This is a genomic window from Acerihabitans sp. TG2, assembly GCF_035013185.1.
In the GTDB taxonomy this organism is placed as follows: Bacteria; Pseudomonadota; Gammaproteobacteria; order Enterobacterales; family Enterobacteriaceae; genus Acerihabitans.
Genome location: NZ_JAYGJO010000033.1, coordinates 24,405 through 46,806 on the forward strand (window position 1 = coordinate 24,405; position 22,402 = coordinate 46,806).

General features: G+C 50.9%; 18 protein-coding genes. All 18 read right to left on the bottom strand.

Going from position 1 to position 22,402, the window contains the following annotated elements; genetic code table 11:
• Nucleotides 1-8: 8 nt before the first annotated feature.
• Nucleotides 9-977, bottom strand: a complete 969-nt coding sequence (rbsC, locus tag SJI19_RS21360; protein WP_323480301.1) for a ribose ABC transporter permease — start codon at nt 975-977, stop codon at nt 9-11.
• The gene (gene rbsA / locus SJI19_RS21365) at nt 977-2,488 is read right to left on the bottom strand and encodes a ribose ABC transporter ATP-binding protein RbsA (protein WP_323480284.1); all 1,512 of its coding nucleotides are present in this window, start codon (nt 2,486-2,488) and stop codon (nt 977-979) included. The genes rbsC and rbsA overlap by 1 nt, the downstream gene beginning before the upstream one ends.
• Nucleotides 2,489-2,495: 7 nt before the next feature.
• Nucleotides 2,496-2,915, bottom strand: a complete 420-nt coding sequence (rbsD, locus tag SJI19_RS21370; protein WP_323480285.1) for a D-ribose pyranase — start codon at nt 2,913-2,915, stop codon at nt 2,496-2,498.
• A 267-nt stretch (nt 2,916-3,182) separates the two neighbouring features.
• Complete coding sequence (locus tag SJI19_RS21375) at nt 3,183-4,172, bottom strand: sulfate ABC transporter substrate-binding protein (RefSeq protein ID WP_323480302.1); 990 nt, start codon at nt 4,170-4,172, stop codon at nt 3,183-3,185.
• A gap of 285 nt (nt 4,173-4,457) precedes the next feature.
• A complete protein-coding gene (pfkA, locus tag SJI19_RS21380) occupies nt 4,458-5,420 on the bottom strand; it encodes a 6-phosphofructokinase (RefSeq protein WP_323480286.1) in 963 nt (320 codons plus the stop codon).
• 410 nt (nt 5,421-5,830) lie between these two features.
• Nucleotides 5,831-6,343, bottom strand: a complete 513-nt coding sequence (gene tssJ / locus SJI19_RS21385) for a type VI secretion system lipoprotein TssJ (protein ID WP_416347584.1) — start codon at nt 6,341-6,343, stop codon at nt 5,831-5,833.
• Nucleotides 6,344-6,382: 39 nt separating this feature from the next.
• The gene (gene tssG / locus SJI19_RS21390) at nt 6,383-7,468 is read right to left on the bottom strand and encodes a type VI secretion system baseplate subunit TssG (protein WP_323480288.1); all 1,086 of its coding nucleotides are present in this window, start codon (nt 7,466-7,468) and stop codon (nt 6,383-6,385) included.
• The gene (tssF, locus tag SJI19_RS21395) at nt 7,432-9,195 is read right to left on the bottom strand and encodes a type VI secretion system baseplate subunit TssF (RefSeq protein ID WP_323480289.1); all 1,764 of its coding nucleotides are present in this window, start codon (nt 9,193-9,195) and stop codon (nt 7,432-7,434) included. The genes tssG and tssF overlap by 37 nt, the downstream gene beginning before the upstream one ends.
• Complete coding sequence (locus tag SJI19_RS21400) at nt 9,183-12,506, bottom strand: ImcF-related family protein (protein WP_323480290.1); 3,324 nt, start codon at nt 12,504-12,506, stop codon at nt 9,183-9,185. The genes tssF and SJI19_RS21400 overlap by 13 nt, the downstream gene beginning before the upstream one ends.
• Nucleotides 12,503-13,639, bottom strand: a complete 1,137-nt coding sequence (locus tag SJI19_RS21405) for a hypothetical protein (protein WP_323480291.1) — start codon at nt 13,637-13,639, stop codon at nt 12,503-12,505. Before SJI19_RS21405 ends, SJI19_RS21400 begins: the two co-directional genes overlap by 4 nt.
• 5 nt (nt 13,640-13,644) lie before the next feature.
• Nucleotides 13,645-13,914: a PAAR domain-containing protein gene (locus tag SJI19_RS21410; protein ID WP_323480292.1), complete on the bottom strand. Its 270-nt coding sequence runs from the start codon at nt 13,912-13,914 to the stop codon at nt 13,645-13,647.
• 35 nt (nt 13,915-13,949) lie between these two features.
• Nucleotides 13,950-14,348 (bottom strand): DUF805 domain-containing protein, encoded by a 399-nt coding sequence (locus tag SJI19_RS21415; RefSeq protein WP_323480293.1) that lies wholly within the window; start codon nt 14,346-14,348, stop codon nt 13,950-13,952.
• A 692-nt stretch (nt 14,349-15,040) separates the two neighbouring features.
• Complete coding sequence (locus SJI19_RS21420) at nt 15,041-15,916, bottom strand: putative type VI secretion system effector (protein WP_323480294.1); 876 nt, start codon at nt 15,914-15,916, stop codon at nt 15,041-15,043.
• Nucleotides 15,917-16,002: 86 nt separating this feature from the next.
• Nucleotides 16,003-17,082, bottom strand: coding sequence for a putative type VI secretion system effector (locus tag SJI19_RS21425; protein ID WP_323480295.1), 1,080 nt, complete (start codon nt 17,080-17,082; stop codon nt 16,003-16,005).
• 86 nt (nt 17,083-17,168) lie between these two features.
• Nucleotides 17,169-18,248: a putative type VI secretion system effector gene (locus SJI19_RS21430; RefSeq protein ID WP_323480296.1), complete on the bottom strand. Its 1,080-nt coding sequence runs from the start codon at nt 18,246-18,248 to the stop codon at nt 17,169-17,171.
• Between the two features lie 20 nt (nt 18,249-18,268).
• Entirely contained in the window at nt 18,269-21,001 is a 2,733-nt protein-coding gene (locus SJI19_RS21435; RefSeq protein WP_323480297.1) for a T6SS effector BTH_I2691 family protein, read from the bottom strand.
• Nucleotides 20,998-22,032 carry a DUF4123 domain-containing protein gene (locus SJI19_RS21440; RefSeq protein ID WP_323480298.1) on the bottom strand — a complete coding sequence of 345 codons (1,035 nt, stop codon included), beginning with the start codon at nt 22,030-22,032 and terminating at the stop codon, nt 20,998-21,000. The genes SJI19_RS21435 and SJI19_RS21440 overlap by 4 nt, the downstream gene beginning before the upstream one ends.
• A gap of 9 nt (nt 22,033-22,041) precedes the next feature.
• A partial coding sequence (locus tag SJI19_RS21445) for a DUF2345 domain-containing protein (protein ID WP_323480299.1) occupies nt 22,042-22,402 on the bottom strand: 361 nt, incomplete at its 5' end.

Genomic DNA, 22,402 nt, shown 5'->3' on the forward strand with positions numbered 1-22,402 from the left:
AGTAGAGGTTATTTACTGCTTTTGTTATCTACCAGTACCGCCAACAAAATAACCACGGCTTTTACTATCATCTGGTAGTAGGAAGAAACGCTTAATAAATTCAGTCCGTTATTAAGAAAGCCCAAAATCAGCGCGCCAACAAGTGTACCCATAATGCGCCCTTTGCCGCCGGAGAGACTGGTACCGCCCAACACCACCGCAGCAATCGCATCCAACTCATAGCCAGTGCCGGCGGTAGGCTGTGCGGACGACAGGCGGGCGACTTCGATAACGCCTGCCAATGCCGCCAGCATCCCGCACAGTGAATACACAATGATTTTCACCCGATCAACACTGATACCCGATAGGCGGGTAGCCGCCTCATTGCCCCCCAAGGCGTAGATATAACGACCTAAGCGGGTATGATTGAGCATGTACCAGGCCGCAATAAACACCACAGCCATGATCCATATCGGCGTAGGAACGCCCAATGGCCGACCGATACCGAACCAACCAAAAGCGTCCGCGACGGCGGTAAAACCGGTGTTGACCGGACTGCCGTTGGTATACACCATGGTAATTCCGCGCAATAGCAACATCATGACCAGGGTGGCAATAAACGCCTGCACCCGACCCTTGGCCACGATAATCCCGGTTACGGCGCCGATTGCGGCCCCCAATGCCAAGGATGCCGCCACCGCCACCATGACGTTCACTTCCAGACCCACCACCGACGCGGCAACTGCACCGGTCAATGCCAACAGCGAGCCCACAGAAAGATCGATACCGGCGGTCAGTATGACCAATGTCATGCCCACCGCCATAATGGCGTTCACTGACGTCTGTTGCAGAATATTGAATACGTTGTTCAGGCTAAAAAAGTTTGAACTCATTGATGAGACCACGGCAATCAACACCAGTAATGCGATCAATGATTTTTGTTCTAACAACCAGGCTTTACTGATCCGCCGTTTAACGGGGAGGGTATGGGAATTCATCACTGATTCTCCTGCTGAGATCGATATTGCTTGCCAACAGCGGCAGCCATCAGCACTTCCTGAGTCGCTTGCTCTATGGGGAAGATGCCGCTTAAACGCCCTTCATGCATTACCATAACCCGATCACTCATACCCAAAACCTCGGGCATTTCGGATGAGACCAAAATGATACTGAGCCCTTCTTGCTTAAACTGATTGATGAGTTGGTATATTTCTTTTTTGGCACCCACATCAACGCCACGGGTCGGTTCATCCAGGATCAGCACTTTAGGCCGGGTCATCAAACCGCGAGCGATAGCCACTTTTTGCTGGTTACCGCCTGACAATAGGCCGATAGGCTGATTCATTGATGGGGTTTTGATATGGAATAAATTGATAAAATCGCCCACCGCCACTTGCTCATCGGTGTGCTTTAGCCAACCGGCCTGATGACTAAAATAGCGCAAGGCGGTCAACGTCATATTCTCCTTGACCGACATGCCGAGGATCAGACCATCACGCTTGCGATCCTCGGAAATATAAACAATGCCATTGGCTAACCCATCCTGCGGCGTTTTGGCCATCACAGCCCGCCCATCGAGCATCACGCTGCCGCCGGTCCGTTTGGCCGCACCATAGAGTGTTTTCATCAGTTCAGTGCGCCCAGCACCCATTAACCCGGCCACACCCAGGATTTCATTATGGTGCAGGGTGAAACTGACATCAAACACGCCGGGACCGGACACATGATCGACCACCAGGCATTCCGCGCCCGGGGTAAGCGTGACCCGAGGATATTGTTCCTCAATACGCCGCCCCACCATCATTTCAATTAACGCGTCTTCCTGTAACTCACTGACCTGACGCTCGGCGATAAACTGACCATCGCGCATGACGGTCACGTCGTCGCAGATTTCAAAGATTTCTTTCAACCGATGGGAGATATAAACGATGCCGCAACCCTGCTGCTTAAGCTCATTTATGACACTAAATAACGAGGCGGTTTCAGTATCCGTTAAGGCATCCGTAGGTTCATCCATGATAATGACTTGGGATTTAAAGCTGATGACCTTAGCGATTTCCACCATTTGCTGATCGCCAATCGACAGTTCACCCACCAGTCGACGGCTACCATAATGTAAATTCAGGCGCGCCAGTAACCGGTCGGCCTCACGGTACATCTGTGGCCAATCTATCCCGCCGAAACGATTAAGAAACTCGCGGCCAAGAAAGATATTTTCCGCGATAGTCAGTTGGGGTATCAGGTTCAGCTCTTGATGGATGATGCCGATGCCAGCTTCTTGGGAAGCCTTTGGCCCACTGAAGGTAACGTCGTTGCCGCGAAAAAAAAGTGTACCGGCATCTTTGCTGTAAATCCCGGTCAAGACTTTCATCATGGTCGATTTACCGGCGCCATTTTCTCCTACCAAGGCCATGACACGACCGGGATATACCGTCAGCGCCGCGCCGGAAAGCGCCTTAACCCCCGGAAACGATTTATCAATGCCTGTTAGTTGCAGTAACGGTTGCATAAAAGCCTCAGAAAGTGACGCCGGAACACAAAATAACGTTGGCAAAGGGGGAACATTCCCCAGTGCGTATAACCGCCCGGCTAAGCGCGGTGCGTGTTTTAAACGCCTGGTGGCTGATATATTCTGTGGCGATGGTATTCCCCTGCCGCTGCCCTAGCTGGCTCAATAACATCAGTAACGCGTGGTGTAACTGTGGGTTATTGGTTTTCATCTCTTGCGCAATAATGGCTTTTTCAACCTGCATTTCGCAGGTGACGACCTCAAGCACGGACAAAAATGCCGGTAAGCCCTGGGTAAGCGCCAGATCGATGCGCTGGGTGGTTGCGGGTATTGGCAGCCCGGCATCCGCAATCACTATCTCATCGGTATGCCCTAAGCGGGAAATGAGCGCGGAGATATCGGCGTTCAACAATAACCCTTTTTTCATGATGGACTCCTACCAGCGAAACGTTTCGCTGGTGATGAAAATAATCAAAACCAAGGGAATTAACAACGGGCAGAGCGTAAAAATGTGATCACCATCGAAACGTTTCGCTGGCAACTGAGCAAAGTCTGTTGGCGGGATATGGCCTAGGCAATACGCAAGGCCGATGGGCGGAATGATAACGACGACGAATTGATGACGTATAGGGGCAAGGTCGCCCAGAGACGGTGGCTGGCCGGGATAATATCTATTCCGGCCACGGTTCACGCATTAGCGCTGATTAATCTGATCAAAGGTGCCGCCGGTGGAGAAATGGATTTTTTGCACTTTCTGCCAATCACCAAAGGTTTCGGCGAGGGTGAACAAATTTAACGTCGGGAATTCTTTGGCAAATTCCTTAGCGATGACCGGATCACGCGGGCGATAGTAGTTCTTGGCAGCAATTCGCTGCCCTTGAGGTGAATACAAATACTTCAGGTATTGCGTGGCAACATCACGGGTTCCGCGTTTATCGACAATCTTATCGACCACCGATACGGTCGGTTCCGCCAGAATGGATTCGCTGGGTACCACGACGTCAAACTGACCTTTTCCCACAGTGTTTACCGCCAGCAAGGCTTCGTTTTCCCAGGCAATCAATACGTCACCGATACCGCGCTCGACAAAAGTGTTGGTCGCACCGCGTGCGCCGGAGTCGAGAACCTCAACATTCTGGTACAGGGATTTAACAAAATCCTGTGCTTTGGCTTGATCGTTATTATTGTGGTGCAGGGCATAACCCCAGGCCGCCAGATAATTCCAGCGCGCGCCGCCGGAGGTTTTAGGATTGGGCGTAATGACCGAAATGCCCGGTTTGATCAAATCATTCCAATCATGAATGTGTTTTGGATTACCTTTGCGTACCAGAAAAACAATGGTGGAGGTGTAAGGCGCAGAGTTGTCTGGCAGACGGGTTATCCAGTTTTTAGCAATAATACCGCGCTCAGCAATCGCATCGACGTCATATGCCAATGCCAACGTGACCACATCCGCATCGATGCCGTTAATCACCGACGACGCCTGCTTGCCAGAACCGCCATGGGATTGCCGGATGGTGACCTTATCGCCGGTCTTGGCCTGCCAGTATTGACTGAACGCGGCATTATATTCCTGATACAACTCGCGCGTTGGATCGTATGATACATTCAAGAGTTGAATGTCCTGTGCCATCGCACTGCCTGATAATAACACCAGCAATAAACCTGCCCGCCATGTCGACATCATTGCGCTCCCCAGAGTTTTCATAAAAGAATAGGTATCACCAGAGAGTGTCAGACTTTAGATCGCAGATTAAAGAATAAAAAAATAATTTATATAATCAAAAGAGATAACGCGTTGGCACGAGGCACTTAGGTTGGAAAGATGAGCACGAGTGGCTCTGGGCTGAGGCTCTGGTCGCGACAGGGCATGAGAGACACGCCGTGGCATTGGCGCCGACGGCATATCCGCGCGGGGAGATCTCACCTTAATGCCGGCAAATCAACCGGCCAGGTGCGATCGCGTTTATCAATACAGTTTTTTGGCACATTCCAGCAGGTCAGTCTTAAGTGGCCGCTTCATGTTTTCAATAGCATCGATGATATCGTGGTGAACCAACCGCTCATTTTGCACGCCAACACAGCGCCCACCGTAACCCTGTAATAACAGTTCAATGGAGAAAGCACCCATGCGCGAAGCCAAGATACGATCATAGGCAACCGGGCTACCGCCACGCTGAATATGGCCTAATACGGTAGCGCGGGTCTCGCGTCCGGTCTCTTTTTCGATATATAACGCTAATTCACTGACGTTACATATGTGCTCGGTAATCGCGACGATGGCATGTTTTTTACCTTTAGCAATACCGGCTTTAATTTCATAAACCAGATCGTCTGGTTTAAATTCTACTTCCGGTATCACGATAAATTCACAACCGCCGGCGATCGCAGCAGACAGCGTCAGGTCGCCACAGTAACGTCCCATCACTTCCACAATGGAAATCCGCTGATGTGAGGAAGAAGTGTCGCGTAAGCGGTCAATCGCCTCGACCACCGTTTCCAGAGCAGTAAAATAACCGATGGTATAATCGGTGCCGGCCACGTCATTGTCTATGGTGCCGGGTAACCCGATACAAGGAAAACCCATTTCGGTGAGACGCTTGGCCCCCATGTAGGAACCGTCGCCGCCGATCACCACCAGAGCGTCCAGACCACGCTTCTTCATGTTTTCGATGGCAATGGCCCGGGTTCCCTCTTCACGGAATTCCGGGAAGCGGGCTGAACCGAGAAAGGTACCGCCACGGTTAATCATGTCCGACACGCTATAACGATCCAGTTTTTTCATCCGATCCTGAAACAAACCGAGGTAACCGTCATAGACGCCGTAAACTTCCAATCCCTCGGAAAGACCGGCACGTACCACGCCCCGGATCGCTGCATTCATGCCTGGTGAATCACCGCCGCTTGTCAGTACACCGATTTTCTTAATCATGACTACCTCTGAACTTTAGATATAATATGTAGAATACACTATGCCGGGTATATTGCAGGTTACACTTAACGCGACGCCTGTGGCTTATACTAAAAATAGTATAACAATTCCACATTGCTGAATTGATTCAGGTCAGGCAAGTTCCGACTATCTTGCTGATGTAGACCACATGATAATGCATTACATTCCGTTCACACCATCACTTCGCCCAATTATTAGCACGCTTCAACGTTAAACGGCTTATCCTGGATAAAAGGGTATCGCTCATTAATTACCCATTGTTTTATCAGGTGCAAGATGTGATTGAAAGGCAAAAAAAACCCCACCTTTCGGTGGGGGAAGACAGAAATCGTCAGGGAGTCATCGTATTCCCGTGTCTGTCCGGTCATGCTGTTGTCCTCACCTGTAGGTTATTTCACCGGTTGCAGTATCATCGCAGACTGCACAAACTCAATCACCCGTGCCTTGTCCGGGTCTAGCTCATCGCGCGTGAGGACGATCCGCCAACTGCCTTTCTGATTATCCGGCGTGCGAAACTGAGCCACTATCGCCACATACTGCGCGCTCTCATCCATTGGCACCGTGACCGACACATTGCTGCCAGGGCGTATCCACACGTCTTTCTCGGCCAGCAGACAGGTGTTGAGCACATTGCTGGCGTTGCTCAGCAGCGTGGTGTAATCCGCTTTTTCAAACACCTGGCTGTCTTTAAGCTGGTACACCCACACGTTGGTGGCCAGCGGGGTGCCATCATCATCTGGGTTTAACTCGGCACGGGCCACAAAATCCAGATGCAGGGTTTTCACCTGTTTATAGAAAAGGGATCTCGCAACGGATTTGGTGCCATCGCTCACGCTCTGGGTCAGGCCACAGCCACTGAGCAGCAACGCCAGCAGCAGGGTAGATATCAGTCTGTTTTTCATCATGGTGTTTTCATCGTTATCGTGGTGTGATTCTGAATGTCAGTCATCAACCTCGATGACTTCACGGTGTAGCGGGTTTGCGCCCAAGCCTTGATAGGTGCCCAGCGACACCGTGAGGGTGGGTGGCCTATCCGGTACCGGGTGGTTGGGATCGTGGCCGAGGACGGCAGTGTAACCCGCATAGACACTGTGCTCGCCGTGCCGGGCGGTCAGGCGAGGTGCAGGCAACAGTCTGCGGGGGAGCGTCAGGGTGATATGCGCATCGAGTCGCCAGCCGAGGTACACCCGCAACAGGGTCAGCAGATCGTGGTACAACGTCTGCGCTGGGGGGAGCCAGCCAGTGGCCTCGGCCTTGTCGTCGGTGAACAGATCGATTTTCACCGTGCTGTTGATGTCATAGCCGAAACCACCGATGACCGGGCGGTCCCCCAGCCGAATGGCATCGCCAAGGCGGCGTTTGGGAACCGGAATCCGTCGTGGATAGTACGGTATGACGGTAGCCTGGGTGTTCGGCGCTACCATGCCCACCAGCGCCTGGAGACCTTCGGCCGTGCGTGCAGGTTGGCGCATAATCCCCAGCAGGGCCAGAAAGCGTGACAGCGGGGTGTCAGTCTGTTCAGCCGTGCCGGGAATGCCCAACCCCACTAACCCCAACAGGCTCTGGGAAATGTTATCGCTGCCGCCCGGTTCAAAAGTGGCCGGGTAGCTGTGCTTGCGCCAGATACGGTAGAACTGCGTCAGAATACGGTGGTTGAAAATATCGAGAAAATGCTCAACCGTTTCATGTCCCTCGCGGTGCTGGGCAATGTCGTCGATGTAGCCGGTCGGCAGTGGTGAATCGACGCCGTACAACCCCATAAAGGTGGTGCGAAGGGTGGGGGCTGACGCCGGGTTCTCATCGGGATGCCGTTCGAGCCCCTTGAACTCGCTGGCCGGAAAACCCATCCCCGGATGTGGGCGCAGACGAACCGGGTCGTTGCGCAGGGCACTGGTACTGCCCAGCGGTGGGTATTCCGGGTGCGTTTGCTCCAGCCACTGCAAAAAACGGTAAAAACCGATGTAGGGTAGACGCTCACCGACCAGATCATTCAGCCGGGTATACGTGGATTGTGATTCTCTTTCCATCGAAGGCAGTGTCCCGAAGGGTGCTGTATCAGGGTTAAACGGTTGAACAGGTGAATGTCGGCATAGATCGCAAAAAAGCGGTTCAGCAGGCAACCAAACAACCAGACATCGCCTTCCCCAGCGAAGCCGTCCGTCTCCACGGTGACCTCAATGTCCACTCCACGCTGCAAACCCCCGTGCTTGAAGTACTGCAAGCGGTGGTGTTTCACCTCGGTGATCGCCTCACGTCGGCGCTGGTTATCCAGGTTTTCCGTCCAGTCGTAAAGCGCCAGCGTGTTACGCAACACATCAGCGTTATCCATCATCCACAGAAAACTGCTGCCGAGCTGGCTTAACAGCTTCCAGTGAAAACGGTCACGGTTGGGCGGATAGCAGGGCTGGCTCGGGGTACACAGGTTCTGTACCGTGACCGGGGTCTGGGTGGTGCTGACCAGGTTGTCGAACAGGATGCTTTGCAGCGCTTTGCGTGGCAACGTGCCGTTGGTACCCATCAGGCTGAGCGCCAGCGACTCTTCCGGCAACTGACGTTCACGTTCAAACGCCTCGCCGCCAAGGATCAGCAGCGTGTCGTTTCTGCCTGAGGGGCCGCGCCGCAGGCGAGTGTGGTAGTAACGTACCGGACGGTGGTAGCGCAACATGCCGCCGTGATGTTGAAAATGACGAAACGGCGTGTACTGTACCGCGTCCTCCAGAAACGAGGTGGCCACTCGCTCCACGGCAAAAATTTCAGTATGCGGGTCGTCGTCACGCAACGGGTGCAGTGGGTACTCCGTCTGCTGTGCGTTGATTTGCAACGGCTTGGCATCAAGGCGAAACAGGTTCACCACCGGCACACAGTGCAGGCGCAGGTGCTGTTCATCAAAACTGAAATCACGTGGCCAGGGTTGCGTGAGCGGGATATCCAGCTCAAACCACAGCAGGGCTTCTGGCCAATTCACCTGTTCCAGTCCCTCCAGCGCCACAAACATAAACTTCTGGCGGAAGGTGAAATACTCCAGTAGATGTTGATAACCGCTGTAGTCGTTGTTCTCCACCGGCCAGAGATGCGCGGCGTCCTCAAAGCCTGTCGCACAAAATCGGCCATCAAACGGTTGGCGATCACTCTCCCCCGGCAGACGCAAAGACATCTGCCCGGTTCGGCGGGTGAGATACAAATGCAACATCGACGCCAGCGGTGCATCACCGTTAAGGTAAACCGGCAGGCGAGTGAGATTGACCTGCCGCCAGTCAGCAATGGTCCCACACTCAAATCGCAGACGAATGGCCTGACTGCCGTGCGGTTCGGTAAACAGGGTGGCCCGGGTTAACTGCAACGGGTGAAGCGTCAGGCTTTGCACGGTACGGTAGCGACAGCGCATGCGGTGATCTCCCACCGGGCGGGAGATCACTTCGGTATGCGACTCAATATGTTCACTGAGTTTTAAAGCCTGAATATCAGGTGCGATTTCCACCACGCTCATCGAGGGGATCGGACGCAGGTAGTGCGGCCATAGCAGACTGATCAGCCCTTCGGTCAACTCAGGAAAGTCGTCATCAAGCTTCTCACGCAGCCGCCCCATCAAAAACGCAAACCCCTGAAACAGACGCTCGACCACCTCATCCGCCGCGCCGGGTGTCAACAGGCCCATCGCTGCTGCCTGCGCCGGGTGTAGTCTGGCAAATTCTTGTGCCGCATCGCGCAGGTAACGCATTTCAGCGTCGAAATAGCGCAGGGTCAACTCTTCCATCGTGGTTCCCCGTGGTGGTCGGCGGCACGGTCAGCCGCAACGCGCGCGCCCGGCTCAACAAACACCTGTGTGGGCAACCGGAACCCTTTCAGTGTTAGCAGTGCCAGCGGCCCTTGCCCCGAGTCGGTACGCATCATGTAGTTCAGCAGATTACCGTCCGGAGCTTTCCAGAGCAGTTTATAGGTGCTGTTATCCACCATGGTCACCTGTGCTTTATCCAATAGACGGATAAAACCCCAGCTTCCGGGGTAGTCGGCGTACAACCGCTCACCGGCATCGACACTGACCCAGCTTAAGGTGGTGCGCGGTTTCCACTGGCTGTCCGGCCAGGTGAACACCTGCCAGCGCTCGACCTGGTTGTGGTAATCCATCGTCTGCTGGTCGAGGATGAAGTGGGTTTTCATCACATCCCGTGACGGTTTGCCCATCAACTGGAACTGCACTCGGGCATCACCGCTGGTGAAGACCATATCCGACAGTTCACTGAGTTGATTGAGGGCCTTGAGAAAGGCCGGGTTAAAATGCAGTCCCTGGGCGGCAATCGCATCCGGCACCCAGTGACGCCCCTCTTGGCGCAGTACGCCATTGAGGTTGGATTTCACAAACTGGGTGATGCGCCCGGTGTCGTTACGCAGGTACTGTGCCAACAATGGCAACGAGGCTTCACCCTGCTTATTTTCGGCAAACGGGTAACGGTCGTTAAAGTCGTGCGCCCAGTCGCTGACGATGGCATTCTGCCACTGGTGGTTGATGCTTTGCGTGGTGGGGGACAACACTTGCTGCCAAGCCTGATCCATGGGTTGTACAAACACCGCCTGACCAAAACTGCTCCACTCCTGCCCGAGACTCGCCGCCACCAGGCTGCCGTAGTCGCGGGTGTCGGTGACATCCACCGATTTGCCCTGGAATACCGTCTGTGCCAGCGCCTGCATCATGGCCTGTGGGTCTGCGGTATTGGTGACCTGCTGGAGCTTCAGGCGCACACGGGTGACACGGGTAAGAAAGGTCTGCAGACTCATGGCATTATTGCTGTCACCTTTGTTATCCATCAGCGCCAGCAACGGACCAAATGCGGCATCCAGCGGACCGTGCGGCCCTGACTGCTGGTCGATGGCTTGGCTCGGTTCACGGTGCAACAGGTTTTGTGCCGATTTCACCAGTGTATGGGAGAGGGACTCCTGCTCTTGCCCGGCTCTCCCCTGGGTGTTCAGGGTGTTCATCAGCGCCACCAGCGGAGATTGACGCACCTCGGCCAACAGGGTTAACTGGTCAATCGCATCCGACAGCGTAGCGGCTCTTTGCCAGCGCAGGCTGTTAAGAAAACTCAGCCAGGCACCGGCATAGTCGGTAAAATAGCGTTCGGTCAAGCGAGATTTAAGTACCTCCGGTGAGCTGTCCTGGGTGACCGGGGTCGTGTTGTCACTGAGTACCCAGTCGATTTCATCCCGGCGTTGATTGGCCACTTTTTCAATCGCCGGTCGTACCGCCTGCTCCCAGGCCTGACGGGTGAACATACCTGGCACCACGCTGCCGGTGGCGAACAGTTTTCTGGCATCGGTATCGCCGGTCATATCACTGAGCGTCATATCGGCGTAATGACGGGCCACCTGCGCCAGCATCTTCTGGTACAGCGCCGCATCCGCATTGCGCATGCCAATCACGCGTAACAATCCACTGCGGGTGGTGGCCGCCATCTGTGCATCCGGTACCCCCTGCCACGCCGTGTGGGCAGGCAGATTCTGTGCCATAAAAGTGAGCAGCGAGGCCCCCTGCCGCTGCCACAGGCCAGGGCTGACCTGCTCGCGTTGCGGCCAGACGGCCATCACGGTCGCGGCAAAAAACGGCGCATCCATTTTTTTCGGGCGGTTCAGCATCAGGTAGGCTTTTAACTGGTTGTACACCTCCTTGCTTAACGCGCCACGTTGCTTGCTGTCAGGCGCAAGGCTATTCCAGGCCGCCAGTTGGTGATGTAACTGTGCTACCGCTGCATCACGCAGCAACGGCATGGCGCTGCGGGCATATGCTGGCCACAGGGCCGCTAGCAGTGGGTCGTTCTGGCTCAGACCAAACCGGCTGTACCAGGGGGTACCCTGTTGTGAACGGTATTGCAGCTGTTCGATACGCCGTTGCAACGCATCGAGCGCCATCAGGCGCTTATCCACGGGCTGGCGTGTATCTGCGGCAGCCAGCGCCAGTAGCTGGCCTTCGCTGATGGCCTGACGGTTTAGGTTATAAGAGAACAACAGCCCGGCACAGGTCAGGCCGAGCAGCACCAATACCGCCTGATACAGGGAATTTTCCCAGGCAAACCCCACACGCTGTAAACGCAGCGAGGGTAAATCATCCAAAATGGCCTGCCAGGCATTATCCGGTAACCAGCGTTGTTTATCCGCCCCTTCACCTACCACCACTGGGCTGAACATCACCCCTCGCAGCGGTACGGCATACGGGCCGCTGAGTAACGGGGTACACAGGGTTTTGAACTGTTCCGCCGTGCCCGTGCGCAGTTGCTCAGACAGGCGCAGCAGAAAATCGAACCGGGCATTGAGTAACCCCTGTTGCACCCCCTGCGGGGTTAACTGCGCGGGCAAGCCCTTCAAGGCTTGCACCAGTTCATCCGGGGTACAGCGAGGGGGTAGCAGGCACCCCACCGGTTGCGTCTCTCGTCCAGCTTGCGGCCAGTCAGTCTGTTGCACTTCCCACAGGTACAGTGGCACCTTCCAGCCCAGCATTTTATAGCGTTCCTTAAGCTGTCGGGCCACGGTATCACCCTGTGTCGCCTGACGCAGCGCTCCGTCATAGACCAGCACCATGGCATCAACCGGGCGGCGTTTAAGTTTACGCAACGCCATGATACGCCCGCTGTCGGCGGCAGAGGTCACGTTACCGCCCCAGAGGGCAACGACGCCGTTGGCTTCCAGCCACTGGGTGCCTATCAGACCGGGTACCGCTTTTTCTACCACACCACTGTGTCCGAGCAGCAGCACAAAACGCACTTTAGTGCGCCAGAAACGACCGTAATGGTGGTTCAGATAATCACGCAGTTCTTGAACAAACGGCAGGGCGACCTCCGCAGGCGCTTTTTGCAGGGACGTGTCGGGTATCTGGCTGCGCGGTTGTTGCCGATAATTGCGGTATATCGCCATCCCACCGAACAACACCGCCATGCAGGTTGCCCCGATCAAACTACGCAGCAACGGGCTGACCCCCCAGCGTTCGCCAAAGAACACCAGTACAGCGGCCAGCATGGCACCGAACACCATAACAAGCAGGCTAGCGCCAGAGGGGCGGGATGAAAACGGATTTTTCATGACGGACTGACTCCTGCTGATACGGTTGCCAACAACAACGCATTCTCTCGTGCCAGCACCAGCCCCTGTGGGGCGCGGTGGTGTTCGGCCATCAGCATCATCAGGGTTAGGGTAAACCACTCGGTGGCGGGGCCAGGCTTGCCAAGCCAGTGAGGAATAAACTGTTGAGCCGGTGAACCCGGATTTGATGCGGGGTCCTGCTCACGCCGACGCTGGCAGCGTTCAACAATCAACCGATCTTTGGCGGCGATGGCCGACTGGTTAAACCACAGGTCAGTGGTATTCATGGCGATCGGTTGATAGGTGAGGAACTGCACCGCATCCTGTGCTGTGGTGTCCGGCAGCCCGGTCATCGGGCGATGCAGACGGCAGCGGTAAGGCCCGGCGTCCATACCGGGTGCGATCAACCAGGCTACGGCCCCGTCAGTGGCGTCACGACTGGCATCGTTGTCAGCCCACTGGGTGAAAATCATCAATTTGGCGTGCCCATCAGGCTGATTCAGCCAGTGGGTTGCTTGCTGCGTATAATCAACCACGCCAAAAATATAACCTGCCAGTCGCGACACCGGTAATCCCAGTTTTTGCCAGACACGGCAAAACAGTACCCGGGCAGACTCATTTTCCAGGCCTGAAAAATACACCGTCAACGGTGAGTGCAGTGCGGCCAGTGATGCACGGAGTGGCACCAGCAACTCTTCAAACAGATAACCCGCCGGAGGGTATTCGCCCAACGCAAAAGCCTGTTCGCTGTTGACCTCAACCCGCCCTTGGTTGGGATGGGGCACTTCAACAGGAAAAATATCACTGTGATCCAGTACATCAAGACCTGACTGTGCCCACGTCTGCCATTCTGCCATGTGCCAGTCGTTTTGCGCAGACACCCCCTCGGCATGTTCGGCATCAACGCCGTAGCGGAACAATCGCCAGCCCGCAATGCCGATAAATAGCAGGGCAACCGCAATCACCGCGCCAAACGTCACCAACAGCAGACGTGGATCGTTAAGCCAGAACCACAAACCGCAGCCTGTCGCCATACACAGCACGATAAGCAACGAAAACATACGCCACCATCCCACCCAAACCAGTGGGGCGGGATGGCGAACGGTATAAGGTTGGGGAATAGACCAGGCCATCAGGCTTATCCTTCAATATTGGTGGTGGGCAGACTGGAAATCACTTTGCAGCCACAGGCACAAACCGCCTGATCGAAGGCGACCTGCTTGCCATCGCACAGCCATGTTGGGGTGGTGCTGACAATACGGTTAATCCCGTGGCCGATAATCGGGCAGGTGACAATATCGTCAATCAGTGCTGCTTTTTTACCGTCAATATCCATGCTGGAGGAGGCCGAAATCACTTCGCCACCACGGGTCAGTTTATCGCCTAGGCGAATAATTCCTTTTGGCATAATGAATGCTTCCAAGCTTATTGTTGGCTGCTGAATTACACAGGCCGTGTCGAGTAAACCACGGGGCCATAAGTGTTATTGCGTGGCGTCCCTTTTCGACAGAAAAATATGAGCAAGATAAAAATCCCAACAAATGGGATTAGACTTACTAACAAAAACCATCCAGAATAATTAACATCATGCAAACGGCGTACTTGCAGTGCAAAATTAGGAGGAATGGTTGCAATATAATATAAAATAAAAATGGCAGGCAATATCGTTTGAATAATACTCAAACTACTGACTGTCCCTGAAGAAAAAACCGAACTAACGCACACCATAAAAAGCAAAATAGATATCAGGAAATGGATGATATTGAAGTACCAAAACTCAGCACGTCCGGCTCTTCCTTCCAAGGTGAAATATTTTTTGAGGGCATAAATATACCAGCGCATACGATCTCCATTGTTTGAAATAATAATATAAACCATCGTTCTAATGGTCATTTTACGTTGTAGGAATTAACCTGCCAATTGACGCCATAAAGCAAAAAAAAGGTTATTTAAACGGAAAGAAGGCATCAGGTAGATCACCAGTGATAACAAGCTGTTCCGAGTCCCGATCATATTAGGTTAATTTTTATCGCCTTTTTGGTCAGCAATCACTATTATCCGGTCGGCCTTACTCAAAAAACTGCTCTATATCTAAATCCGTACAAATAAGAAAATAATAATAGAATAATTGATATAATGCAGATAATGAAGAGACAAAAACCGCTATCAATAATAAACGTTTTTTAACTTTACTCATGGTGAAGTCCTTCTGAAACCGTCATGGATAAATATTTATATTAATTTTAATGGTGTTGAAAAATAAAAAAATACTGAGGATAGGTTGGTAATAAAATTAATTAGCCTTACATTATTTTATTAGTATACATAATTATTTATTAATCTGTTTTTTAGTGGATGGGTAAAAATAAAAATCATCCTCTGAGTAGCTAGTACTGCTCTGCGGCATAACCCTGTTTTCGCTCTTTCCAGACATCTGTTCATTATTTTTTTGCATTTTTTTCAACTTTATCCTGGTATATTCTACTAGATCTAAATTTTTACTTCCCTCAATATTTAATACGGTGCAAATTTTTTCAAATAAGTCGCCGGTGGCTCGATGAGCGTTCATTGCCACCCGATAGACAGCATATGACATAGCAGCCGTTGCAGTTAAATAAAATAATATAAAACCATTGTTCAGCATTGGATGAGCCAAAAACAATGAATGGAAGGCTAAACAACAAAAATAAAACAGCACTGATTTTTAATGCTATTTTAAAAGGAAAACTTTCCGTGCCACCATAGTATTCTGGTGGTAGCGAAATGGTGTTTTGCTGGGGATTGGCCACCGCATACATCCGGTACTCGTCACCGTCTGGCATAACCGCCATTTCCAGATAATCACCGATCTGGATATTCGTTTTATTCAGCCAACCCGAGAACACCTTGCCTGCAATTATTCCCTTAATATAAAGGCATTTGTATTGTTTTCTTCTACCATCGTTAAATCTGGCGAGCGGGGCTGCGCCAGAAAAAAACTGCACCAGTAATAAAAGAATAGCTCCATTGTTGTCCCGTTGGCGTTTCTGTTCCGCGCGCTGTATCTCGGTGCTGTATTGACTCGCCTCAAAGTAGCCAATGACTTTCTTAAAGGAAACCGCCTCCAAGATACCACTGATCTTGATCAATGGTTTAGTCGGTGGCAGTTCAGGGTATCGGGGGAAGTTGGTCATTTCCTCCTCCATTTGAAGAATAAACTCTTGTGTTGTGATAATTTGTGATTTTAATTCATCTTTTCTTCGTAATTCATATTCATCTGGATGCTCTGATTGTTCATACCTTGCAAGGGATTCGCTATCAACTTTTATTGAGATGTGCATACTCTGCAAAGCACTTTCCAGCTTTTCAAAGCATTTATATTCATGATGTAAACATGATGCCCAGTTGTGTAGAAAATCATCTTTTTCCATATTAATGGTACCTGTTATATTTAGTATTTAAGTCTGCGGCGATTAAAAACACCTTGCAGCACCTAGCTCCTATATATAATACCTTATTATTCCGTTTTTTTTACTGGCGGGTAAAAGTAAAAATTATCCTCGGAGTAGCTAGTACTGCTCTGCGGCATAACCCTGCTTTCGCTCTTTCCAGACATCAATTCATTGTTTTTTTGCATTTTTTTCAACTTTATCCTGGTATATTCTACTAGATCTAAATTTTTACTTCCCTCAATATTTAACACGGTGCAAATTTTTTCAAATAAGTTGCCGGTGGCTCGACGAGCGTTCATTTCCCCCCGATAGACAGCATATGACATAGCAGCCGTTGCGGTTAAATATATTAAAATAATATAAAACCATTGTTCAGCATTGGGTGAGCCAAAAACAATGAATGGAAGGCTAAACAGAAAAAATAAAACAGCATTGATTTTTAATGCTATTTTAAAAGGAAAACTTTCCGTGCCACCATGGCATTCTGGTGGTAGCGAAATGGTGTTTTGCTGGGGATTGGCCACCGCATACATCCGGTACTCGTCACCGTCTGGCATAACCGCCATTTCCAGATAATCACCGATCTGGATATTCGTTTTATTCAGCCAACCCGAGAACACCTTGCCTGCAATTATTCCCTTAATATAAAGGCATTTGTATTGTTTTCTTCTACCATCGTTAAATCTGGCGAGCGGGGCTGCGCCAGAAAAAAACTGCACCAGTAATAAAAGAATAGCTCCATTGTTGTCCCGTTGGCGTTTCTGTTCCGCGCGCTGTATCTCGGTGCTGTATTGACTCGCCTCAAAGTAGCCAATGACTTTCTTAAAGGAAACCGCCTCCAAGATACCACTGATCTTGATCAATGGTTTAGTCGGTGGCAGTTCAGGGTATCGGGGGAAGTTGGTCATTTCCTCCTCCATTTGAAGAATAAACTCTTGTGTTGTGATAATTTGTGATTTTAATTCATCTTTTCTTCGTAATTCATATTCATCTGGATGCTCTGATTGTTCATACCTTGCAAGGGATTCGCTATCAACTTTTATTGAGATGTGCATACTCTGCAAAGCACTTTCCAGCTTTTCAAAGCATTTATATTCATGATGTAAACATGATGCCCAGTTGTGTAGAAAATCATCTTTTTCCATATTAATGGTACCTGTTATATTTAGTATTTAAGTCTGCGGCGATTAAAAACACCTTGCAGCACCTAGCTCCTATATATAATACCTTATTATTCCGTTTTTTTTACTGGCGGGTAAAAGTAAAAATTATCCTCGGAGTAGCTAGTACTGCTCTGCGGCATAACCCTGCTTTCGCTCTTTCCAGACATCAATTCATTGTTTTTTTGCATTTTTTTCAACTTTATCCTGGTATATTCTACTAGATCTAAATTTTTACTTCCCTCAATATTTAACACGGTGCAAATTTTTTCAAATAAGTTGCCGGTGGCTCGACGAGCGTTCATTTCCCCCCGATAGACAGCATATGACATAGCAGCCGTTGCGGTTAAATATATTAAAATAATATAAAACCATTGTTCAGCATTGGGTGAGCCAAAAACAATGAATGGAAGGCTAAACAGAAAAAATAAAACAGCATTGATTTTTAATGCTATTTTAAAAGGAAAACTTTCCGTGCCACCATGGCATTCTGGTGGTAGCGAAATGGTGTTTTGCTGGGGATTGGCCACCGCATACATCCGGTACTCGTCACCGTCTGGCATAACCGCCATTTCCAGATAATCACCGATCTGGATATTCGTTTTATTCAGCCAACCCGAGAACACCTTGCCTGCAATTATTCCCTTAATATAAAGGCATTTGTATTGTTTTCTTCTACCATCGTTAAATCTGGCGAGCGGGGCTGCGCCAGAAAAAAACTGCACCAGTAATAAAAGAATAGCTCCATTGTTGTCCCGTTGGCGTTTCTGTTCCGCGCGCTGTATCTCGGTGCTGTATTGACTCGCCTCAAAGTAGCCAATGACTTTCTTAAAGGAAACCGCCTCCAAGATACCACTGATCTTGATCAATGGTTTAGTCGGTGGCAGTTCAGGGTATCGGGGGAAGTTGGTCATTTCCTCCTCGATTTGAAGAATAGACTCTTGGGCTATGATAATTTGTGCTTTTGATTCATTGATCATTTGTAATTCATATTCATCTGGGTGTTCCGATTTTTCATGCCTTGCAATATATTCACTATCAATTTTTATTGAAATGTGCATACTCTGCAAAGCGCTTTCCAGTTCGTCAAAGCATTTATATTCATGGCGCAAACATGATGTCCAGTTATATAAGCAATTATCTTTTTCCATATTAATGGTACCTGTTATATTTAGTATTTAAGTCTGCGGCGATCATAGGCATCTTGCAGTGATTTATTATATTGCGCTTCTTTCTTTTTCTTTTCTTCCTCGGATGGGGGAAGATTGAATACCTCATGTATTGCTTTTTGTAACATCTCTTCCTGCCCTTTCAATAATACGGCAATCTTGCTGGTGGTTAATTCCATGGTATTATGGTTTTTTGACTCGTCCCCGAACACCGTCTGTTTACACCAAACTTGAATATCATTACTGCGCAGCAATTCATACAAGGTTTGCGCAATGGTAATGGCTACCATTACTTGCCAACTAGCAAGAATTCCGATCGTCCTTATTACACCGGCCCTTACGGTTGAAAATACAACCTTTTTAATAGAATTTTTTCCCAGCGCTGCTAATAATTCATTAACGGTGTTAATAGCAAACGCCGTATCCGATACTAATTTGGTTATCGCAAGTATGGAAGATAATGACCCTAACCTTTTTTTCTCAATTTCATTTAACATATCGCTGGTATCAAGAATTATTGTAATCCCGGCGGCAATACTTCCAACACTGGAACCCGCACACTTCCAGAGTCTCGCCTGAGCTTTCTTTTCAAGAACACCTTTATACGCTTCTTCGATCAGGCCAGCCAACGAACTCGCGGCGGACAAAAGGGGGACAGTCAACTTCATGCGGTCTTCGCCTGAGCCACTGCTGCTTTCGGTCAGGCTTAATGCGCATACTGAGTATATTATCACGCCCAGAGATTTAATACGGAATGCCTTAATACTCTCTTTTCCTGCGGAAAATTTGGCTAAATGTTCATATTTATCTTTAAATCTCCCCAGTTGTTTTTTATTTCTTTCTGCATGACTTAATTGCTCATTAATAACTCTCCGCATATTTTTCTGTGCATCAGTCGCAAATATGCTGCTCCCCTCTGGATAAGCGATGGCTTCATTCATCATTTTGGCCAATTCCACTTTTGTCACTCCGGCGTCCAACAGGAATATCGCTCGTAGGGCTTTACCTTGAAACGTATCGACCACGGTCCCTTTCAGGGCGCCATTGGTGATGGTGGTTAAGGCCCGGTCACCAAAACTCATCACGCGCTGGGTCATGGATTGCGTCGCCTGGTTGCTCGCCATCATGGCACTTAATGCGCGATCCACCGCGTCAGCATAGACCGATAACTTATCCAGGATGTTCTGTGTAACCTTTGTTATGTCCGGACCTGCGTAGGGCTGTTTTTGTGATTTTATCTGCTCTAACAGCCCGCTAACGGAGGCCATAACCTCCGGGCAGTTAAAAAACTGATAACGCCAAAGCAGGTTTTTATTATCTTGCGTGGAATAGCTGTCGGTCCATGCTTTGAGCTGTTTTTTACCCGCCTCGGATAAATTGATTGAGGCCAGTGCATAACCTACCACGTCGCGAAAATTAAGGTGATCCTGGGTTTCTGTGGAATGAAAATCTTCAATGCATGCAATAAATAGCGGATGTTTTAACCACAGCAATCTTAAGTCAATAATGACTTTGTTTTGTTTTTTTATGGCCGCCCCAAGCTGCTGGTCGTTTTCTTTAAAAGCCGTTATCCAGGTTTGATTAAATTGATCATAATATTTTTTCCACACAGCCTTTATTGCTTCTTTCTTGTTTACTGCCATGACCTCATCGTAATGCTTGCCTATTTTTTCAGGACAAGGTTTGTTTTTTTCCAGTGGGTCCCGGTAGGGATCAGCAACGTAACGCGCCATTTGCATGTTGATCTCACGTTGCTTACCGCGTTCTCCGTGATGATAGTCAAACGACTGTTCCTCAGCCTGTTTGATCACTTTCTCCAACCCTTCCATATTGTAATAAGTCGCAAATTCTACGGCCAGTTCATCACAGTAACGCTGGTGCATCAGTGCGATATCGTCACACCAACCGGTCAATTCGTGAGCGATGCCTATCGGGTCATGCACTGCCATGATTAACGGCTTGATCGGGGTACCGTCTGGTTTGGTGCCACGCGTGTGTAATGCCTTTATGGTCTGGCTGCTGTTCCCCGCCCTGGCACTACTCCACGGATACAGTGTGGCGCGTGGGCGCAAGGCGTCAGCGGCAAAGCTGTAATACGGGGGGGTGTCACTGACAATACTGCTACGCGAAGGTGTGCGATTGTAAGACAATATGCCCGACGGGCAACCTGGACCAATAGGCAGATAGTCCAGTACGGTTTGCACAGTGGCTGGTGTGGCTTGGGCAATACCATGCTCTTCTTCTGGGCCGGTCCAGTGCCAGTATTCCACCTGCTGCATGCGTTTTTTTCGCTGTGCCGCACCGCTGCCGTACAAATCAAACAGTGCCGGGTTCCATTTATACGGGGAGAAGGCAATCCAGACCGTGCTCCTGAGCGCAATCTCATCGAGCACAATGAATTCGATATTGGCTGATTTATGAATACCCCTGGTGCACTCCGAGCTGTATTTTGGCTGGGCAGCGGGCGCTGTGGGTTGTTTCCATAAGCCGCCATCCGGGGTGATACTCCAGGCTGCCCAGGTCTTGTTACCCTCGTAATACACATACAAAAACCCTTCCCGCATGGCACGTAGGCCATAGTCATACTCCTCGCTTTTCGGCAACGGGGTTTCGGGGGTGGCCCAACCGGGCAGCTTGGGCAGTATCGTCTCGGGAATGGCAGCGTAACGCACCGGCAACAGGGCCGGGCCACAGGGCTGGCAACGGGAACAAATCAGGGGAGTGGGTTGACTCATGGCAGCAGTTCCTTGCTTGGGTGACTAACGGGGAGGTATAAACGCTCGCATTCATCGGCAAATCGCTGCCAGTCCTGGGTGGTCAACCCGGCGATGCGTTCGGCGTAACGCACTTGTGCCGGATACGTCTCCAGCGACAGCAGGTACTGAAACTCCGGGTGCAAATCGAGATGTGGGTGCCAGTACAAGGCGTGAAACGCAAATATCACACGCGCCTCATGTTCGCTCATGACCGGTGAGTGGGCGATACGCTGTAATGCCTGCTGTGCCACACTCTGCAAGCGGCTTTCGTCCTGGCGTGCTACCGCTTTAGTCTGTGCACGGTATTGCTGCATCGCCTGATTCACCACGGCTATCTGTTCCAGTCGGGGTCTGTCTTGTTCTGTTATCCCCAGTGAAAAGGTCAGCAACGGCAAAACCGCAGCGTTGTGGCAACGTGAGACTCGTTGCCCGTCGCCGTTCAGCAGATGCCAACCGGATATCACCCCCATTAGTCGCTGTTGCTGGAATCGGCTCAATTGCGGCCACAGCAAGGTATTGACTGCCGGGTCGAAGTAACGCAGCAGAATATTGCCGCCACCCGACAGAGCCTGTACGGCAGTGCCGCCCAGTTGGCGAGCAACAACACCGGCTGGGTGTGCGCTGGTGAGCCAGCCACACACCGTGCGCCCGGTACCTGCAATAAGTTTTGTCGGGTCAGTTTCCTGCAATGCCTGGGTGATACTCTCTTTTAGCACTCTCGTATCATCAGGCTGAGTGAGATCCAGCCCGACCAGCCACGGGTAGTACTTTTGCGGTATTGAACCGTGCAGCAGCGGGGCCGGTTGCGGATGGCGTTCAGTCAAGGCACTGATCCACGGCGAACGGGTGTTCAGTTCCAGTTTCGTGGGGTCGATAAGCAGAAAGACGTTTTCCCCGCTGCGGGCCAGTTGTGCTGTCAGCGGAGCAAGAATAGCCTCAGCCTGCTGGGCAATCGCTGGGTTGGAATAGTCAAACTGCACCAAGGTGTCTGTGGGTTCGGCGGTGGTCATCGGTGTTCCTTAGCTCAGCGTCACGGTTGCGCCCTGGCCCGCAGCGGCGTCGTCAATCATCGACGCACAGTGCTCCGGCAGGGTCAGTTCGGCATTCTGACTGTCTGGCCCGATTTTTTGCAGCGTCGCACATTTAATCACCACATTGCCTGGGCCACCGATGTCCACGTTGCCGTCCTTGATACGCACAAATGCCTCGCCACACGCCAGCAGCAGTTCGGTTTTGGCGCTGATCGTCACCTTGCCGTCATGGCTGGCAATCGTCATATCCTTTTTCGATAACATTTCCAAACCATCGTTTTGCGCCTGGATCTGAATACGCCCCGCCGCCGCAAACATCTTGATGCCCATGGCCTTGGCAAACAGGCTC

Coding starts and splice junctions, on each gene's coding strand:
- SJI19_RS21420 (WP_323480294.1), bottom strand. CDS start 15,916: ATGGAAAAAGATGATTTTCTACACAACTGGGCATCATGTTTACATCAT.
- SJI19_RS21440 (WP_323480298.1), bottom strand. CDS start 22,032: ATGACCACCGCCGAACCCACAGACACCTTGGTGCAGTTTGACTATTCC.
- SJI19_RS21405 (WP_323480291.1), bottom strand. CDS start 13,639: ATGGCCTGGTCTATTCCCCAACCTTATACCGTTCGCCATCCCGCCCCA.
- rbsD (WP_323480285.1), bottom strand. CDS start 2,915: ATGAAAAAAGGGTTATTGTTGAACGCCGATATCTCCGCGCTCATTTCC.
- SJI19_RS21425 (WP_323480295.1), bottom strand. CDS start 17,082: ATGGAAAAAGATGATTTTCTACACAACTGGGCATCATGTTTACATCAT.
- SJI19_RS21430 (WP_323480296.1), bottom strand. CDS start 18,248: ATGGAAAAAGATAATTGCTTATATAACTGGACATCATGTTTGCGCCAT.
- SJI19_RS21435 (WP_323480297.1), bottom strand. CDS start 21,001: ATGAGTCAACCCACTCCCCTGATTTGTTCCCGTTGCCAGCCCTGTGGC.
- tssJ (WP_416347584.1), bottom strand. CDS start 6,343: ATGAAAAACAGACTGATATCTACCCTGCTGCTGGCGTTGCTGCTCAGT.
- rbsC (WP_323480301.1), bottom strand. CDS start 977: ATGAATTCCCATACCCTCCCCGTTAAACGGCGGATCAGTAAAGCCTGG.
- tssG (WP_323480288.1), bottom strand. CDS start 7,468: ATGGAAAGAGAATCACAATCCACGTATACCCGGCTGAATGATCTGGTC.
- SJI19_RS21375 (WP_323480302.1), bottom strand. CDS start 4,172: ATGTCGACATGGCGGGCAGGTTTATTGCTGGTGTTATTATCAGGCAGT.
- SJI19_RS21415 (WP_323480293.1), bottom strand. CDS start 14,348: ATGCGCTGGTATATTTATGCCCTCAAAAAATATTTCACCTTGGAAGGA.
- tssF (WP_323480289.1), bottom strand. CDS start 9,195: ATGGAAGAGTTGACCCTGCGCTATTTCGACGCTGAAATGCGTTACCTG.
- SJI19_RS21410 (WP_323480292.1), bottom strand. CDS start 13,914: ATGCCAAAAGGAATTATTCGCCTAGGCGATAAACTGACCCGTGGTGGC.
- pfkA (WP_323480286.1), bottom strand. CDS start 5,420: ATGATTAAGAAAATCGGTGTACTGACAAGCGGCGGTGATTCACCAGGC.
- SJI19_RS21400 (WP_323480290.1), bottom strand. CDS start 12,506: ATGAAAAATCCGTTTTCATCCCGCCCCTCTGGCGCTAGCCTGCTTGTT.
- rbsA (WP_323480284.1), bottom strand. CDS start 2,488: ATGCAACCGTTACTGCAACTAACAGGCATTGATAAATCGTTTCCGGGG.